16 protein-coding genes and 1 pseudogene are annotated in these 17,189 nt (G+C 70.7%); 12 read left to right on the forward strand and 5 right to left on the reverse strand.

What is annotated here, in order from left to right:
- On the reverse strand, positions 1 to 1,599 hold a 1,599-nt coding region (gene mdcA, locus ACFE8Y_RS01910), incomplete at its 3' end, for a malonate decarboxylase subunit alpha (RefSeq protein WP_375462694.1).
- 157 nt (positions 1,600 to 1,756) lie between these two features.
- Between mdcA and ACFE8Y_RS01915 the strand changes: the two genes are divergently transcribed.
- Positions 1,757 to 2,425, forward strand: coding sequence for a GntR family transcriptional regulator (locus tag ACFE8Y_RS01915; protein ID WP_375462695.1), 669 nt, complete (start codon positions 1,757 to 1,759; stop codon positions 2,423 to 2,425).
- Positions 2,426 to 2,734: 309 nt separating this feature from the next.
- On the opposite strand, the gene ACFE8Y_RS01920 is transcribed toward ACFE8Y_RS01915, so the two are convergent.
- Complete coding sequence (locus ACFE8Y_RS01920; RefSeq protein WP_375462696.1) at positions 2,735 to 3,802, reverse strand: GSCFA domain-containing protein; 1,068 nt, start codon at positions 3,800 to 3,802, stop codon at positions 2,735 to 2,737.
- Positions 3,803 to 3,976: 174 nt separating this feature from the next.
- Here ACFE8Y_RS01920 and ACFE8Y_RS01925 point away from each other — a divergent pair, with 174 nt between their 5' ends.
- On the forward strand, positions 3,977 to 4,930 hold the full coding sequence (locus ACFE8Y_RS01925) for a WcbI family polysaccharide biosynthesis putative acetyltransferase (protein WP_375462697.1): 954 nt from the start codon (positions 3,977 to 3,979) through the stop codon (positions 4,928 to 4,930).
- Between the two features lie 37 nt (positions 4,931 to 4,967).
- On the opposite strand, the gene ACFE8Y_RS01930 is transcribed toward ACFE8Y_RS01925, so the two are convergent.
- The gene (locus ACFE8Y_RS01930; protein ID WP_375462698.1) at positions 4,968 to 5,363 is read right to left on the reverse strand and encodes a response regulator; all 396 of its coding nucleotides are present in this window, start codon (positions 5,361 to 5,363) and stop codon (positions 4,968 to 4,970) included.
- A gap of 104 nt (positions 5,364 to 5,467) precedes the next feature.
- Here ACFE8Y_RS01930 and ACFE8Y_RS01935 point away from each other — a divergent pair, with 104 nt between their 5' ends.
- The 6 genes and pseudogenes from ACFE8Y_RS01935 to glmM all read left to right on the forward strand — a co-directional run bounded on the left by ACFE8Y_RS01935 (position 5,468) and on the right by glmM (position 12,385).
- A complete protein-coding gene (locus ACFE8Y_RS01935) occupies positions 5,468 to 5,812 on the forward strand; it encodes an Hpt domain-containing protein (RefSeq protein ID WP_375462699.1) in 345 nt (114 codons plus the stop codon).
- A gap of 271 nt (positions 5,813 to 6,083) precedes the next feature.
- On the forward strand, positions 6,084 to 6,584 hold the full coding sequence (gene pal, locus ACFE8Y_RS01940; protein ID WP_375462700.1) for a peptidoglycan-associated lipoprotein Pal: 501 nt from the start codon (positions 6,084 to 6,086) through the stop codon (positions 6,582 to 6,584).
- Positions 6,585 to 6,652: 68 nt separating this feature from the next.
- Positions 6,653 to 7,645, forward strand: a complete 993-nt coding sequence (gene ybgF / locus ACFE8Y_RS01945; RefSeq protein ID WP_375462701.1) for a tol-pal system protein YbgF — start codon at positions 6,653 to 6,655, stop codon at positions 7,643 to 7,645.
- Positions 7,642 to 8,820 (forward strand): annotated as a pseudogene (gene tilS / locus ACFE8Y_RS01950) (tRNA lysidine(34) synthetase TilS); the annotation flags it as partial. The gene ybgF and the pseudogene tilS, both read left to right, overlap by 4 nt.
- A gap of 129 nt (positions 8,821 to 8,949) precedes the next feature.
- Complete coding sequence (gene ftsH, locus ACFE8Y_RS01955; RefSeq protein WP_375462702.1) at positions 8,950 to 10,872, forward strand: ATP-dependent zinc metalloprotease FtsH; 1,923 nt, start codon at positions 8,950 to 8,952, stop codon at positions 10,870 to 10,872.
- A gap of 175 nt (positions 10,873 to 11,047) precedes the next feature.
- Positions 11,048 to 12,385: a phosphoglucosamine mutase gene (gene glmM, locus ACFE8Y_RS01960; RefSeq protein WP_375462703.1), complete on the forward strand. Its 1,338-nt coding sequence runs from the start codon at positions 11,048 to 11,050 to the stop codon at positions 12,383 to 12,385.
- A gap of 163 nt (positions 12,386 to 12,548) precedes the next feature.
- On the opposite strand, the gene ACFE8Y_RS01965 is transcribed toward glmM, so the two are convergent.
- Together ACFE8Y_RS01965 and ACFE8Y_RS01970 are read right to left on the reverse strand one after the other, a co-directional pair.
- Positions 12,549 to 12,887 carry an MmcQ/YjbR family DNA-binding protein gene (locus ACFE8Y_RS01965; protein WP_375462704.1) on the reverse strand — a complete coding sequence of 113 codons (339 nt, stop codon included), beginning with the start codon at positions 12,885 to 12,887 and terminating at the stop codon, positions 12,549 to 12,551.
- A 4-nt stretch (positions 12,888 to 12,891) separates the two neighbouring features.
- Positions 12,892 to 13,131 (reverse strand): hypothetical protein, encoded by a 240-nt coding sequence (locus ACFE8Y_RS01970; RefSeq protein WP_375462705.1) that lies wholly within the window; start codon positions 13,129 to 13,131, stop codon positions 12,892 to 12,894.
- 221 nt (positions 13,132 to 13,352) lie between these two features.
- On the opposite strand from ACFE8Y_RS01970, the gene ACFE8Y_RS01975 reads away from it, so the two are divergent.
- From ACFE8Y_RS01975 to ACFE8Y_RS01990, 4 genes are all read left to right on the forward strand, one after another.
- Positions 13,353 to 14,360, forward strand: a complete 1,008-nt coding sequence (locus ACFE8Y_RS01975) for an outer membrane protein (RefSeq protein WP_375462706.1) — start codon at positions 13,353 to 13,355, stop codon at positions 14,358 to 14,360.
- Positions 14,361 to 14,535: 175 nt separating this feature from the next.
- Entirely contained in the window at positions 14,536 to 15,393 is an 858-nt protein-coding gene (locus ACFE8Y_RS01980) for an outer membrane protein (RefSeq protein ID WP_375462707.1), read from the forward strand.
- A 230-nt stretch (positions 15,394 to 15,623) separates the two neighbouring features.
- A complete protein-coding gene (locus tag ACFE8Y_RS01985; RefSeq protein ID WP_375462708.1) occupies positions 15,624 to 16,541 on the forward strand; it encodes an outer membrane protein in 918 nt (305 codons plus the stop codon).
- Positions 16,542 to 16,837: 296 nt separating this feature from the next.
- The gene (locus ACFE8Y_RS01990) at positions 16,838 to 17,122 is read left to right on the forward strand and encodes a hypothetical protein (RefSeq protein WP_375462709.1); all 285 of its coding nucleotides are present in this window, start codon (positions 16,838 to 16,840) and stop codon (positions 17,120 to 17,122) included.
- Positions 17,123 to 17,189 lie beyond the last annotated feature (67 nt).

The raw sequence follows: 17,189 nt of genomic DNA on the forward strand, positions 1-17,189 counted from the left end.
GTGCACGAGATCCTTGATCGATCGCGCCGCGAGTAAGCTGCGGTCGGCGTCGAGCGGCTCAATGCCGAGATCCTCCGGCCGGCGGACGATGCCGCGCGCCCGCAGCGCCTCGACCTTCGCCCGGTCGCGTCCGCGCCCGACCTCGGTGTAGCCGGCGACCCCGCGGATCGCCTGCTCGCGCTCGTCCGCCGTCCTGCACAGGAGCAGGTTGGCGATGCCCTCCTCGGTGACGATGTGCGTCACATCGTCGGCGTAGATCATCACCGGTGCCAGTTCCAACCCGATTGTCCGGGCGAGTTCCAGGGCGTCGAGGCGCTCGACGAAGGCCGGCACCAGCCCGTCGCCGAAGGTCTCGACGAGCTGCACCACGAGCTTGCGCCCGCGCATCAGCGCCGGGTCGCCGCCCTCTTGCGCCTCGCGCCCCGCCTTCATCCAGGTCTCGGAGGGGTGGCGCCGCCCGTGCGGGTCCGAGCCCATGTTGGGCGCGCCGCCGAAGCCCGCCACGCGGTTCTGCGTCACCGTGGAGGAGTGGCCCTGGAGGTCGATCTGAAGCGTCGAGCCGATGAACAGGTCGCAGGCGTAGAGGCCCGCGGTCTGGCAGAAGGCCCGGTTGGAACGCAGGCTGCCGTCCGAGCCGGTGAAGAACACGTCCGGCCGCGCGCGGATGTAGCGGTCCATGCCCACCTCCGAGCCGAAGCAGTGGACTTGGCGGACCCAGCCCGCCTCGATCGCCGGGATCAGGGTCGGGTGCGGGTTGAGCGCCCAGTGCGTCGCGATCCTCCCCTTGAGCCCGAGGCGCTCGCCGTAGGTGGGGAGCAGCAATTCGATCGCCGCGGTGCCGAAGCCGATGCCGTGGTTGAGGCGCCGGATGCCGTATTCGGCGTAGATGCCCTTGATGGCCATCATCGCCATTAAAACCTGCGTCTCGGTCACGGCGGCCGGGTCGCGGGTGAACAGCGGCTCGACGTAGAACGGCGCGTCGGCCTCGACCACGAAGTCGATCCGGTCGCCGGGGATGTCGACCCGCGGGACGCGGTCGACGATCGCGTTCACCTGGGCGATGACGACGCCGTTCTTGAAGGCGGTGGCCTCGACCACCGTCGGCGTGTCCTCGGTGTTCGGCCCGGTGTAGAGGTTGCCGTCGCGGTCGGCGCTGACGCCCGCGATCAGCGCCACGTTCGGCGTGAGATCGATGAAGTAGCGCGCGAACAGTTCGAGATAGGTGTGCACCGCGCCGAGCTCGATCTGCCCGCCGTAGAGCATCTTGGCGATGCGTGCCCCCTGCGGGCCGGAATACGAGTAGTCCAGGCGCTTGGCGATGCCGGTCTCGAACACGTCCAGGTGCTCGGGCAGCACGATGCCGGACTGGACCATGTGCAGGTCGTGGATCGTCCCCGGATCGCAGGCGCTCAGTCCCCGGGCGAGGCAATCGGCCTGCTTCTGGTTGTCGCCCTCGAGGCAGACCCGGTCGCCCGGACGCAGCACGGCTTCCAGCAGCGCGACCACGTCGGCGGCCGGCACGACCTTTCCCGCACCGTAGGCGCGGCCGGCCTCGATCCGGGCGTCGCGCGCCGTCCTCTCGCTGCGCCAGTCGGTCATGCGGGTCCTTGCCGAGGGATGGTCTCGTATCCGGGCGGCATCGTAATCCGCCGTCCGGTGTTCGGATAGCGCGTTTCAGCATTTCACGGTATGCAGACGCAGGGCCATTCGGCATACGCGTCGACGACGATCGAAGCGAGCGGGACCGAGGGGGACGATGCGCGACACCGCCGACGGGCGCGGGCTGATCTCGGATCGCATCCGCGACGCGCTGACCGACGACATCGCCGCGGGCTCGCTTCCCGCCGGCCACGCCCTCGACGAGCAGGACTTGGCCGCCCGCTTCGGCGCCTCGCGCACCCCCGTCCGCGAGGCGCTGCGCCAGCTCGCCTTCAACGGGCTCGTCGAGCAGCGCCCGCGCCGGGGCGTCGTCGTCGCGCGGATGACGCCTGAACGGATCATGGACATGTTCGAGGCCACCGCCGAGATCGAGGCCTTGTGCGTCCGGCTCGCCACCTACCGGATGCGCCCACTCGAACTCAGCGCCCTGATGGACCTGCACGCGCGCTCGGGCGCGGCGGTCGAGACCGGCGACTTCGACGCCTACGACGGGCTGAACCGGAGCTTCCACGAGGGCCTGTACGCGGGCACCCACAACGGCTTCATGGCCGAGCAGGCGCTTGCCATCCGCGCCCGGCTCTCGGCCTTCCGCCGCACGCAGCTCCGGCAGGGGGATCGCATAGGCCGCTCGCGGATCGAGCACGGCGAGATCCTGGCCGCCATCGCCGAGGGCGACGGGGAGCAGGCGGCCCGGCGCATGCGGGCGCACATGCTCAACGCCGCGAGCGCGCTCGACCGCTACATCGCCGAGCACGCGCAGGATTGAGAGGCCAGGGCTTGCGAGACCCACGATGGCCGTGCGGGGTCCTCCCTCCCGTGCGGGCTTGCCCATGCACGCCTTTCATTCCGGCTCGATGGCGGCCGCGCATCCCCTCACCCCGCCTGCGGAGAGAGGGCTTTGCCGACTGCGTCGTCGGCAAAGCGAGGCGGCAGCCGAGGGTGAGGGGCGGCTCATCCGCTCCCCCACCGTCGCCTCGGCTTCACCTGCGCTTCCCGCCTGCACGACGGGGTGCATGCGGGCCTCTCCCCGCACGCGGGGACAAGGGCGCGCGCGTCGAATAAAGGCGATCCGTCCTCACGCCACGCTGCGCTCGATCTGCTCCTCGTCGCAGATCACCCCCGCGGTGCCCTCGTACTCGGCAGCGACGTCGTACCCGGCCTGCGCCGGGGCGGGCGCGGTCCGGTCGGCCGCGAAGGTGGCCAGGAACGAGCGCATCACGTGGCGCACCCCCGCGTCGTTGATGGTGCGCTGGTCGTCGTTGTAGTAGCGGCCCGCGTTCACGTTGCTGGTGACGATGTCGTAGGCGGGGAAGTACACCGCCCGCGGGTCGCCCGAGGCGCAGGCCTCCCCCGCCGCGACCCGCAGCACCGACTTCGAGTAGCTGTTCGACTCCATCACGTGCCGGTCCATGTAGGTGGCGATCATCGGCACCGGCGACACCGTGAGGATGATGCGCGCCGCCGGGTTCACGCTCCAGAGCCGTTCGAGGAAGCCGGTGAGGTCTCCCAGGACCTCCGCCGCGCCGGCGTTGACGCATTCGTAGAGCACCGGATCGAAGGTGCCGCCGGCGACCCCCGGCGCGAGCGGCAGCGCCGCGCCGTCGGCGCGCCAGCGCCAGCCCTCGGTGAGCCCCAGCGTCAGCACGAACACGTCCAGCGTCTCGAACAGGCGGCGCACCCCGGCCAAGTGTTCGTCGCGGGCGGCGACCACCTCGGCCTCGCTCGCAAACCCCGCCGGCTCGACGGTGGGACGGAACGGGTCGACGAAGCGGCCGTCCTCGCGCGGCCACGCCGTCAGCTCCGGCGCGAACCGGCCGTAGGCCCGGTCGAAGAGCTGCACGAACTGGCGGGTGTAGTACAGGTTGCCGTAGCGCGCCGAGAAGGTGCCGAACTGGCGCGCCTCGGCCTCCGCCGGCGGCGTGCCGGCGGGCGCTCCCTCCGTCACGTAGTAGTTGAAGCCCGCCGCCCGGAGGGCCTCGGCGACGCGCTGGGCGAAGCACGAGCCGCCGGTGGCGACCCGGTCGGTGCGGGTGATCGCGAAGGTCGCCTTCGGCCGCGGGTCGACGGCGAAGGGGGCCACGTTGGTCACGACCTTGCGCCAGAAACGCTCGGCCGGTAGACCGCTATAGGGATTTACCGCCATTCCCGATCCATCCTCCGACCCATGACGCGGCGCTCCTCGGGACGGTTCGCGGCCGGCGCCCCGAAGTCCCCCGTTCAGCGAGACCCGGCGCGCATCGTGGCCCTCACCGACCTGTCCCGGCGCGCGCGCGACGCACTCGCCTTGTCGGCGCCATCCTGGGCAACACCGTGGCGCATGCGAGGCTCGGAGGATGGCGCGCGCACGGGGCCGCGGATCGCCGTGCTCGGCAACTGCCAGGCGCGGGGCGTGGCGCAGGCGATGCGGCTGCTCGCGCCGAACAGCCCGGTCCGCTTCGTGCCGATGGGCTCGCTCAAGCGCGACCACGGGCACATCGACGGACTGCTGGGCACGCTCGCGGGCGACGACCACGTCTTCTCGCAATCCTTCCCCGGCGGTCTCATCCCCGGCGGCGACATCACCACCCTCCTGGCCCGCGAACCGCGCACGGTGCTGTTCCCGACGATCGTGTTCTCGGCCTTCCATCCGGACATGGTCTATGCCGGCCGCGTCGAGGACCTCTCCGCCCTCAAGCTCGCGCGCTCACCGCTCGGCCAGTACCACTCGGCGATCGCGCTGTGCGCGCACCGCGTCGGCCTGACCGCGCGGCAGGCCGAACCCCTGTTCCGCGAGGATGTCTTCCGCCGCCTCGGCTACCTCGACCACTGGGAGCCGGCCGTGCGCGAGCTGCTCGGCGGCGCGGCGGCGATCGGCTTCGGGCTCGAGCGCGAGATGAGCCGCTGGGCGCGGCGCGGCGCGTTCATGCACGTGATCAACCACCCGAAGGCCTTCGTGGTCGGCGACCTCGCCAGACGGCTCCTGACCGGGAGCGGCTTCTCGCCCGAGCCCGTCGAGATCGAGGACTACCTCGGCGACGAACTCGCCCGCGACGTGGTCTGGCCGGTCTACCCGCCCATCGCCGAGACCTACGGCCTGACCGGCTCGTACCTGTTCAAGACCAAGCCCCGGGGCGAGGCGTTCCCGACCCTCTACGACCTGCCCGGCTTCCTCGCGGCGAGCTTCGCGATCTACGACGCCGCCGATCCGGCGGATCTCGCCTGCGCCCGGGTCGAGGCCTGGATCGACGCGCCGGGGATCGCCGACGTGTTCCGCGAGGCGCGGAACGCCTGAGGTTCCGCCCGCAGCGCGCGGCCCCGGACGCGGCGCTTCAGCCGGCCGCGCGGAGCTGCCCGTCGGCGAGTCCCTGCACCATCATCCGCACGAGCTGGTTGACGTCGCGGATCTGGAAAGGCTTGCGCAGGTAGAGGCTGCCGCCGACGGCGCGGGGATGCCTCCCGGAGCCCGTCGAGGTGTAGACCACCGGCCGGTCGGGATGCTGCGCGCGGAACGCCTCGGCGACGCTCCACCCGTCGATCAGGCCCGGAAGGTTGATGTCGGTGAACAGCCAGTCGACCGCCGATCCCTGATCGCGCAGGATCGTCAGGGCCGCCTCCCCGCTCGACGCCTCGATCACGCGGATGCCCTGCGTCGCGCACAATGTCGCGATGATTTCGAGGAGCAGGTAGCTGTCCTCGACAATGAGCACGCTCTGGGCGGGGTGCATCGCAATGATCCGGTTGTCGTCCGGAGCAGTGAAGGATATCGGACTTAAGATTCATTGAAGCGCAGGCGACGATGCCGCCGTCTCAGCCCGCTCCCGATCGCTCAGTGGAGCGATCGTCGTCCGCCCCCGCCTACGATCCCGGCATCGTCGCGGATCTCGAAGCATGCTTCGGGCGGGCACGGCTGCGCGACCTGCTCGGGCTGCTGCGCGCGGAGATCGCCGCCCGGTTCGTGGCCTCGCCCGCCGAGCGCGAGACCCTCGAGCGCGATGCGCACGTCCTGGTCTCGGCCAGCGGAATGCTCGGCTTCCTCGACCTGTCCCGGGCCTGCGCCGAGCTCGGCCGGGCCTGCCGCGACGGCGTCGACCTCTCGCCGGCCCTGGATCTCGCCGGGCAGGCGGCCCGGGTTGCGCGGGAGACGATCGACGGGATGCTGGCCGAGCCGGCCTGACGCCGAACGAGCGTGTTGCTCTGCCGCAACGGCGGTCGCCGGAATCGGGCGGGGCGCCGGGTGGGCCGCAGCACCGCCGCATTCCGGGCGCCTGACGACGGTCGCCGGATGATCGTCGATCCGCGCGGCGGCATCGGCGGTCGGCCGGTATCCCGCGTCAGGGTTGATGGAACCTTCGCTTAACCTCGCCGGCCTACAGTAGGGTTTTCGCGCGGACATGCCTCGAACGGTGGCGGCCGGCGCCGAAGCCCGCCCGTGGAGTTACAGACCCATGCCCAGATCAGCGCGCCTGCGCGCCGCGTCCCTCGGCCTCGCCCTCTGCGCGGCGCTGGCCGTCTCCGCCTGCAGCAGCGACAAGGACCTCGCGGACGCCTCCGCCTTCGGCGCGGGCGCCGCGACCCCCGGCAGCGCGCAGGACTTCGTGGTCAACGTCGGCGACCGGGTGTTCTTCGAATCCGACGCCACGGACCTGACGCCCACCGCGACCGGCACCCTCGACAAGCAGGCGGCGTGGCTCCAGCGCTACCCGCGCTACAGCTTCCTCATCGAGGGCCACGCCGACGAGCGCGGCACCCGCGAGTACAACTACTCCCTCGGCGCCCGGCGCGCCCAGGCGGTCAACGACTACCTCGCCTCCCGCGGCATCGCGACCGGGCGGATGCGCACCGTCTCCTACGGCAAGGAGCGGCCGGTCGCGGTCTGCAACGACATCTCGTGCTGGTCGCAGAACCGCCGCGCGGTGACGGTGCTCGACCGCGGCGCCGGAACCTGAGCGCCTTAACTTCGCCGCGCTGGGGCGCACTGCTGCTGGCGCGCTTCCCCGACACGACCGGTGCCGCCATGCTCCGCCGCCTGCTCCTCGCGACCTGCCTCGTCCTCGCCGCCGCCGCGCCGGCCGCGGCCCAGGACGCGTCGGACTTCGTGGTGCGCCTCAACCGGATCGAGAACCAGTCCCGGATGATGGCCGGGCAGATCGAGACTTTGCAGTACGAAAACCGGCAGCTCAAGGAGCAGCTGCGCAAGTTCCAGGAGGACGTCGAGTTCCGCCTGGGCGAGGGCAAGAGTGAAGGGAAGGGCGGCAGGGCGGCGCCTGCGCCCGCGGGCGCCGTCAACGGCGGCAATCCCGGAGGAGGCAACCCCGGGGCCGGCCGGCCGCAGAAGCGCGGCGACGCCTTCGATCCCGACCAGAACCCGGGCCGTCCCGGCGCGCCGATGCAGCTCGGCGCGACCCAGCCCTCCGCGCCGGTGGCGCCCGTCCAGGCCGCGCCGGTGCAGGCCCGGCGCCTGCCGCAGCCCGCGATCGACGAGGGCGACGACGGGGAGATGCAGGCCGCTCCGGGCTACGACGAGCCCGTCGACCTCGCGCCGCCCGCGCGCGTCGGCACCACCGGCGCGCTGCCGCTGCCGGCCCGGCCGGCGGCCAGCGTTGCCGCCACCGGCACGGGCGACGCCGGCGCCGATTACGCGGCGGCCTACGACAACCTCCGCGCCAAGCGCTACGAGCAGGCCGAGATGGCCTTCCGCCAGTTCATCCAGTCCCATCCCCGCGACGGCCACGTCCCCGCCGCGACCTACTGGCTCGGCGAGAGCTATCTCCAGCGCAACCGCAACCGCGAGGCGGCCGAGCAGTTCCTGAAGGTCTCGACCGACTACGCCCGCTCGCCCCAGGCGCCCGAGGCGATGCTGAAGCTCGGCGCTGCGCTGAGCGCACTCGGCGCCCGCGAGCAGGCCTGCGCGACCCTGGCCGAACTGGAGCGCAAGTTTCCGGCCGCCGGCGCCAGCGTGCGCCAGGGCGTCGTGCGCGAGCAGAAGCGCGCGCGCTGCGCCGCTTGAGCGCTTCGCGCGGCGATCCCGACGCACGAATCCGCCGCGCGCTCGAACCCTGGCTCCGGCCCGGCGCGGCCGTGCTGCTCGCCGTCTCCGGCGGCCCCGATTCCACCGCCCTGATGCACGCCGCCGCCTCATTGCGGCCCCGATCGCTCTTCGTGGCGACGGTCGATCACGGCCTGCGCCTCGAGGCCGCCGACGAGGCGCGTCAGGTCGGCCGTGCCGCGGACGCGCTCGGGCTCCCGCACGTCACCCTCCGCTGGGAGGGAGTGCCTGCGAAGAGCGCGATCCAGGCCGAGGCCCGGGCCGCCCGCTATCGCCTGCTCGCCGCGCACGCGGTCTCCGTCGGCGCCAAGATCGTGCTCACCGGCCACACACGCGACGATCAGGCCGAGACGGTGCTGATGCGCCTGATCGCCGGCAGCGGCCCCGCAGGGCTCGCCGGCATGCGGCCCGAGCGCCCGCTCGCCGAGGGAATCGTCCTCGGCCGCCCGTTCCTCGCGCTTCCCAAGGCCGATCTCGTCGCGTGGTGCGAGGCCAGAAACCTCGACTTCGTCCGCGACCCGTCGAATGCCGACGACCGCTACGGCCGCGTCCGGTTGCGCCGGCTGCTGCCGCTCCTGGCGGGCGAGGGTCTCACCACCGACCGGCTCGTGACGCTCGCCGCGCGCGCCGCTCGGGACGATGCTGCGCTGGCGGATGCGGCCGACCTTGCGCTCGACGCAGCGATGCGCCGAATTGCGGGGGCAGACGGTGAGACCGCGCGTCTGCCTTCCCCCTCTGCGGGGGAGAGTGGCCCGCGAGCTAAGTCGGGAGAGGGGTGCGACGATGCCGGAACCGGCGCACCCCTCTCCCGACCCTCGCTGACGCGAGGGCCAGCCTCCCCCGCAGGGGGGGGAGGGGGTGCCATGGGATCGTTGGCGGCAGCCGAAATCCGCCACCTCCACGGCCCCATGATCGCCGCACTCCCCGATGCGGTGGCGCTGCGCGTCCTCGACCGCGCCCTCGACCAGGCCGGCGGCGCGCTGCCGCGGAGGCTGGGGCGGCTGGAGCGGCTGGTCCTCGATGATCTGCTCCCGGCGCTCCGCGCCGGCCGGCCGGTCCGGCGCACGCTGCGCGGACTGGTCGTGACCGCCGATTCGGCCGGCCGGGTGACGATTCAAGCCGCGCCGCCGCGGCGGCCGGCTGGCCTTGCCGCAGGGCCGCTCGACTTACTTGGCAAGGGGGAGCCCTCTGCCTACATTGACCCGGAGCGTGCGGACGGACCCGCAGCAAGCGGCACGCGATCCGCACGCTCCAGGGATTGATCGATGAACCCGAATTTCCGAAATTTCGCCTTGTGGGTCGTCATCTTCCTCCTCGTCCTGGCGCTGGTGACCCTGTTCCAGAACCCGGGTCATCGCGGCGGCGGGAGCGAGATCGCCTACAGCCAGCTCCTCAACGATGCCGATTCGGGCAAGATCCAGTCGGTGGTGATCTCGGGTCAGGACGTGTCCGGCTCCTACGTCGGCGGCGGCAGCTTCACTTCCTACGCGCCGAACGATCCCGGCCTCGTCTCGAAGCTCTCCGGCAAGGGCGTGCAGATCACTGCGCGTCCGCCCTCGGACAACACCCCCTGGTTCATCCAGCTCCTGGTGAGCTGGCTCCCGATCCTGGTCTTCATCGGCGCCTGGGTGTTCCTGTCGCGCCAGATGCAGTCGGGCGCGGGCCGCGCCATGGGTTTTGGGAAATCCAAGGCCAAGCTCCTGAATGAGGCGCATGGGCGCGTCAGCTTCGACGACGTGGCGGGTGTGGAAGAGGCCAAGGAAGACCTTCAGGAGATCGTCGAGTTCCTGCGCGATCCGCAGAAGTTCCAGCGGCTCGGCGGGCGCATCCCGCGCGGCGTGCTCCTCGTCGGCCCCCCCGGCACGGGCAAGACCCTGATCGCCCGGGCGGTCGCGGGCGAGGCCAACGTGCCGTTCTTCACCATCTCCGGCTCGGACTTCGTCGAGATGTTCGTCGGCGTCGGCGCGAGCCGCGTCCGCGACATGTTCGAGCAGGCCAAGAAGAACGCGCCCTGCATCATCTTCATCGACGAGATCGACGCCGTCGGCCGTCACCGCGGCGCGGGGCTCGGCGGCGGCAACGACGAGCGCGAGCAGACCTTGAACCAGCTCCTCGTCGAGATGGACGGCTTCGAGGCCAACGAGGGCGTCATCATCATCGCGGCGACCAACCGCCCCGACGTGCTCGATCCGGCGCTGCTGCGGCCCGGCCGCTTCGACCGTCAGATCATGGTGCCGAACCCGGACGTGACCGGCCGTGAGCGCATCCTGCGCGTCCACGTCCGCAAGGTGCCGCTGGCGCCGGACGTCGACCTCAAGGTCATCGCCCGCGGCACGCCCGGCTTCTCGGGCGCCGACCTGATGAACTTGGTGAACGAGTCGGCTCTCTTAGCTGCGCGTCGTGGAAAGCGCATCGTCACGATGCACGAGTTCGAGGACGCCAAGGACAAGGTGATGATGGGTGCCGAGCGGCGCACCCTCGTCATGACCGAGGACGAGAAGCGGCTCACCGCCTACCACGAGGGCGGCCACGCCATCGTCGCCTTCAACGTGCCGGCAACCGATCCCGTCCACAAGGCCACGATCATCCCCCGCGGCCGGGCGCTCGGCATGGTCATGCAGCTCCCCGAGCGCGACAAGCTGTCGATGTCCTACGAGCAGATGACCTCGCGGCTGGCCATCATGATGGGCGGGCGCATCGCCGAGGAGATGACCTTCGGGCAGGACAAAGTGACCTCGGGCGCGCAGTCCGACATCGAGCAGGCGACCCGGCTCGCCAAGATGATGGTCACACGCTGGGGCTTCTCGCCCGAACTCGGCACCGTGGCCTACGGCGAGAACAACGACGAGGTCTTCCTCGGCATGTCGATGGGGCGTCAGCAGACGGTGTCCGAATCGACTGCGCAGAAGATCGATGCCGAGGTTCGCCGCCTCGTCGAGACCGGGCTGGAGGAGGCCCGTCGCATCCTCGCCGACAGGAAGGACGACCTCGAAGCCCTGGCGCAGGGGCTGCTGGAGTACGAGACCCTCTCGGGCGACGAGATCAAGAACCTGCTGAAAGGACGGCCCCCCGTCCGCGACGGCGGTGACGTGCCCCCGGCGCCCGTCCGCGGCTCCTCGGTGCCGTCGGCCGGCCGCGGCCGGCCGAAGGAGAGCGACGGCGGCCTGGAGCCGCAGCCGCAGGGCTGATTGCCTCAGCAGTCTTACATGGAAAGGGCGCCCTCGCGGCGCCCTTTTTCGTTGTCACGGCCCCTACGGAGTCCAAGCTCTTGCGATTCACCGTGACGCGAACGGAACGGCCTGGCCGGGACGAATGATGCTAGGCTGGCGTCAGGGTCGCACTTCCGATCGGACGGAGACAGGCGTGCGCAAGTATTTCGGGACCGACGGCATCCGCGGTCGCGCCAACGGCGTGATCACGCCGGAACTGGCCCTCAAGGTCGGTCAGGCGGCAGGCCTCGTGTTCCAGCGCGGCGACCACCGCCACCGCGTCGTCATCGGCAAGGACACGCGGCTGTCCGGCTACATGATCGAGACCGCGCTGATCGCCGGCTTCACGTCCGTGGGCATGGACGTGCTCCAGCTCGGGCCGATGCCGACGCCGGCGGTGGCGATGCTCACCCGCTCCATGCGCGCCGATATCGGCGTGATGATCTCGGCCTCGCACAACCCCTACGAGGACAACGGCATCAAGCTGTTCGGGCCCGACGGGTTCAAGCTCAGCGACGCGATCGAGCACGCGATCGAGGCGCTGATCGACGGCGAGCTGCACACGCGGCTGTCGGGCTCTGTGGCGCTCGGCCGGGCCAAGCGCATCGAGAGCGTGCACGCCCGCTACATCGAGTTCGCCAAGCGGACATTGCCGCGCAACGTCACCCTCGACGGATTGCGCGTCGTGGTCGATTGCGCCAACGGCGCGGCCTACCGCGTCGCCCCCGAGACCCTGTGGGAACTCGGCGCCGAGGTGATCGCCATCGGCGTCGAGCCGGACGGCTTCAACATCAACCGCGATGTCGGCTCCACCGCCCCGAGCGCGCTCGTCGCCAAGGTGCGGGAGCTGCGCGCCGACATCGGCATCGCGCTGGACGGCGACGCCGACCGGGTGCTGATCGTCGACGAGAAGGGGCAGGTGGTCGACGGCGACCAGCTCATGGCCGTCGTCGCCCGCTCGTGGCAGGAGGACGACCGCCTCACGAAAGCCGGCGTGGTCGCCACCATCATGTCGAACCTCGGCCTGGAGCGTTTCTTGAGCGGCCTCGGCCTGTCGCTTGCCCGCACCGCGGTCGGCGACCGCTACGTGCTGGAGCACATGCGCGAGCACGGCTACAACTTAGGAGGCGAGCAGTCCGGCCACATCATCATGTCGGACTACGCCACCACCGGCGACGGGCTGGTCGCCGCGCTCCAGGTGCTCAGCGTAGTCCAGCGGAGCGCGCGGCCGGTGAGCGAGGTCTGCCGCTGCTTCGATCCGCTGCCGCAGATCCTCAAGAACGTGCGCTACCGCTCCGGGGAGCCGCTCCGCCAGCAGACCGTCGTCACCGCGATCGAGCACGCCCGCGAGCGGCTGGGCAACAGCGGGCGGCTCGTGATCCGTCCGTCCGGCACCGAGCCGGTGATCCGCGTGATGGCCGAGGGCGACGACCGCGGCCTCGTCAACGCCGTGGTCGACGAGGTGGTGGACGCCGTGACCCGCGCCGCCTGAGGACGCGGCCGCTCGGGGATCGGATCAGGACCAAGCTCGGCTCCCCTCTCCCATGGGAGAGGGACAGGGTGAGGGGCATGACTTCTCCGGAGCGTTCTCATCCTTCATCCCAACCCTCTCCCGCTGAGGGTGCGGGAGGCCGCCGGGTCACGCCTGCACGGCCTCACGCCGGATCGTAGGCGGCCACGAGACCGGCCGGCGCCGTCGCGTGCCAAGCCGCGAGCAGGGCGGCCCGCAGCGTTTCCTCCTCGCAAGGATCGAGGTCGAGGCTAGTCCAGCCGCGTCGCCCCCACGCGCCGGGTACGGGCGAGAACAGGTCGGGCTCGGCCGCGACACACGCGGCCTGCTGCGCGGGCGGCAACCGCAGCACGGTCCGCGCCTCCTCGACCCACAGCGTCGCGAAGATGCGGCCGCCCACGCGGAAATCCGGATTGCCGCTGTGGGCGCCCTCGACCGCATCGGGCAGCATCAGGGCCAGCGCCCGCACGTCCTCGGGCCGCACGCGCTCAGGCCGTGCCCAGCGGCGGCTGCCACGTGGTGCCCGGATGCTCGCGGATGTCGCCGGAGGCGTTCCCGGTATCGGCATCGGAGGCCCAATCGGCCGGCTGCGCGACGGCCTCGATCAGGTCGTCGGGGTAGCGCGCCTCCAGGAACAGCCGCGCCTCGGCCTCGGACGCCGCGCGGACCGTGACGAGGGGGCGGGGCCCGGAACCGGTCCGCACGTGGGCGATGAACAAGCTGGACATGGAACTCCCGTCGCGATCGAAGGCGTCGCCCGCTCAACGCCTGCGGACGGGGTTTGTGTCCCGGCCGCCGCAGGGCACGGGCAGCATCACCTGCGCCGGAAGCGTGGGGTAATGCTAAGACTTAACGTTAAGTCTGATTTAAGACCTTGCGGCCATTCTCCGAGGCGTCATCAGAGCCGGCGTATCAAGCTTCCGGCACCCGAATGCGTGAAGGATATCTTATGGCCCGCTCCAAGCTCTTCGCCTTGGCGCGCACCCTGACGCTCGCAGCGAGCGTCGGCGCGCCCTCCCTCGCCGCAGCCGCCGACCTGCTGCCGCCTCCGCCTCCGCCGCCGTTCGCGCCGCCCATCGAGGTCGGCGGCGGCTGGTACCTGCGCGGCGACGTCGGGGCCAGCATCTACGACAAGACGACCTACAGCAGCACCTACGACTACACCGGCTACGCGGACGCCAACCGCTCCTACGGCAACGGCCTCGGCGGCGGGGGCTTCGCCGGCGTCGGCGTCGGCTACCAGTTCACCCCGTTCCTGCGCGGCGACGTCACCGGCGAGTACCGCTACTCCACCGGCCTGCGCGGCAGCGAGTACTATCGCGGCCCCGACTACGACGACGGCCTGGGTTCCTACGGCAACAACAAGTCGACCGGGCACTTCGACTCGGCGGTGGTGCTCGCCAACGCCTACTTCGACCTCGGTACGTGGTACGGCGTCACGCCGTTCATCGGCGGCGGCGCGGGCGTGGCCTTCAACCACGTCTCCGGCTACGGCACCAACTCGACCTTCACCAGCCCGAGCTACGCCTACGATTACGGCCACCCGAGCTACGGCGAAGGCGACGACTGCTACTGCCAGCCGAGCTACGCCTACAAGCCGGTCTACGACGCCCACGGCAACCCGGTCTATCAATCGCAGTCGTACTCCAAGTTCTACAAGTCCAACACCGGCACCAGCTTCGCCTGGGCGCTCCATGCCGGCCTCGCCTACAACGTCACCGACGCCTTCAAGGTCGAGCTCGCCTACCGCTACCTCAACCTCGGCAGCGTGAAGACCGGCACCGGGAGCGAGCTGTGCTGCAGCACGGCTCTCCCGGCCGTGAAGGTGAAGGACATCGAGGCGCACGACATCAAGATCGGCGTCCGCTACCTGCTCGGCGGCCTCGTCGCCGCCCCGCTGCCGCCGCTGCTGCCCGACTACCAGCCCGCCCCCGGCCCGATCGTCCGCAAGTACTGATCCGCGGCATCATCAACGACGATCGGAGGACGGCGCGGATCGCATCCGCGCCGTCTCTTCGTTCCGAGGTCACCTGCTGAGAACAGGCAGGGTTAAGCCGTTCACAAGCTTTACGGTTTACGGTTTCCTCCAGCGTACCCGCGCGGTGCGCCCGATGTTGCGTCAGGACGGTGCCATGGTCGCGTTCACACCTCGCCGCGCCGCTGCGGCGCTCCTCATCCTCGGTCTGGGGCAGGCTCTCGGCACGGGCGAGGTCCGCGCCGCCGACCTGCTGCCGCCTCCGCCGCCCGAGGCGGCCCCCGTCGCGGTCGGGTCCGGCTGGTACCTGAGGGCCGACCTCACCGAATCGGTCTACGGTCGGCCCTCCGACAACACGCGGGCCGATGCCAATGACCCCGGAATGCCGCCGCTGGTCGGCCTGCGCCTGAGCGAGGCCACCGGCTACGGCGGCGGCGTCGGCTACCACGTCACCGACTGGCTGCGCGTCGACGCGACGGTCGACGACCGCGGCCCCGGACGCTACCGGGCCTACTCTTCCCGCTCGAACTTCACCACCGGCTCCAACATCGAGGCGGCGCACGTCTCGGCGCTGACCGGGCTCGTCAATGTCTACGCCGACCTCGGCACGTGGTGGGGGCTGACCCCCTACGTCGGCGGCGGCGTCGGATTCTCCGACATGGGCGTCTCGCACGGCTACACCCAGACCACCTGCGTGGTCGAGGCCTGCGACGGCATCGACGGCGCCGGCGCGCGGACCGCCGTGAAGCGCCCGAACCGCTCGGTCGCCGCGCTGGCCTGGGCGCTCAGCGCCGGACTCTCCTACGCGCTGGGCGGCGGCTTCAGCCTGGACGCCGCCTACCGCTACGTCGAATTCGGCCCCGCCAAGAGCGGCCTCGACAGCTACAGCTCCGGCACGCGGCTGAAGGACATCGCCGCCAACGAGTTCCGCGTCGGCCTGCGCTACGATCTCGGCGATCGCTTCGGCACTCTGCCGAACCTCATCGGCGTCGGCGGCAGCGCCTACGGCAACTGATCCCGTCCCAAACGTGCGTGCGCGGCCGGCTCGCCATGCGGTGGGCCGGCCGCGGCGTTTTCGCGCCGCTTCGACCGTCCGGATTCCTTCCACGACGGCGTTTCCGGCACGCGGCGCCGCATCGGAACAGCATGATCGTCTGAAAGGAAACCCCGTATTAAGGTTACCGATCTACACAGTGAGAACAGGTTTCGTTGAGCGGCCTCGTTGCCGCCCTGAGGACGATCTCGATGCGTATCCGCCTCCTCGCTGTGCTTGCCGCCCTGGGCCTCGCCGGCCCGTCCTCTGCGCTGGCCGCCGACCTCGACTACGACTTCCTGCGCGGACCGGACTACGATCCGCCGTTGGCGGTCGCCGCGATCGACTGGAGCGGCGTGTACCTGGGCGGACATGGCGGCTACAGCTCCGCCTCGCTCGGGTTCAAGAATGCCTTTCAGCCGCTGATCTACCAACATACGCATAACTCGACCGCTGAGCAGGACTTCAACGCCTCGACACTGATTTCCCCGACGTCGAAGCGGGTCGGCGATGCGAGCTTCGGCGCCTTCGCCGGCTACAACGTCCAGTTCGACGGCATCGTGGTCGGCATCGAGGCCGACTACACCAGCTTCGGACGGAGTGGCAGGACGTACGATGACATCAGCCGGTTCAGGACGAACAGCGCCGGGCTTGTCGAGACCGTCGGCCTCGCAGGTGCCTCGACCACCAAGATCAACGAGTTCGGGACGATCCGCGCACGAGCGGGTTACGCCTTCGACAACTTCCTGCCCTTCGTCACCGGCGGTTTCGCGATCGGCCGGGCGCGCATCGCCGACGGCGTGGCCATCGAGGATTCCGGCTACAACCTCACAACCTACAATGCCAACCAAGCATTGACGACGGGAAATCCCGCCTACGTCGACAACTTCGGATACAAGGCCGGGACGTTCAGCCAAACCAATCCGTCCACGGGCGTTCCCTACACCACCTACGTTACGCAATCGAAGACCAAGGTGGTCGGCGGCGCAACGTTGGGCGGCGGCCTCGAATACGCGATCACGCCGAGCATCCTCCTGCGCGCCGAGTACCAGTACGTGCTCTTCAACGACTTCGACGGGCACAAGGCCACCATCAACACCGTTCGCGGCGGCGCGGCGGTCAAATTCTGACCTGCACGCTTCCCGGGGAGCCGGTTCGAACGAAGCGGTATCGCTCGAAACAGGTCCCTCCATCCTCGGCCTCGTCCCGAGGCACCCGCGCACGCGGGCTTCGAAGGAGCCGTCCGGAACCCGCAGGGCGTGCCGGAGAACGCCATCGAAGCGTCCGCTTCGTCCCGGCACCGCGGGATGAGGTTTGGAGGATGGGGAAACGCGGGTTCGGCGGCGCGTCGATCCCGTGATCTCCAAGCCCCACGGGCTCGCCCCGAACTGCGACTCCCTCACACGCCCCCAGCTGGAACCCGCCCATGCCCGCACGGATGCCGAATCTCATCGCAGGTCTCGCGAGCGCGGCCGCGATGCTCCTGATCGCGCCGTCCGCCTCGGCCCGGGCGCCGGGCTTCGGGGACGACGCTGCGCCGCGCTCCGCGCCGTCGCATCATCGCATCCGGCGCCCGTCGCCGGATGGCGCCGACCGCGCGGCGCGCGGGTACGCTCCGGGATTGTCCGGCTACGGCCCGCCCAGCATCGTGCGCGCCTACCTGCCGCGCAACACCAACGTGCCGATGTACAACGAGCCGCCGACGCGCTGAGGCGCTCCGTCGCGGTTCGCGGATACGCCGACAGGCTCCCTCTCCCGTGCAGGCTTGCGGCTTCACA

This window comes from uncultured Methylobacterium sp., assembly GCF_964242245.1.
Lineage (GTDB): Bacteria > Pseudomonadota > Alphaproteobacteria > Rhizobiales > Beijerinckiaceae > Methylobacterium.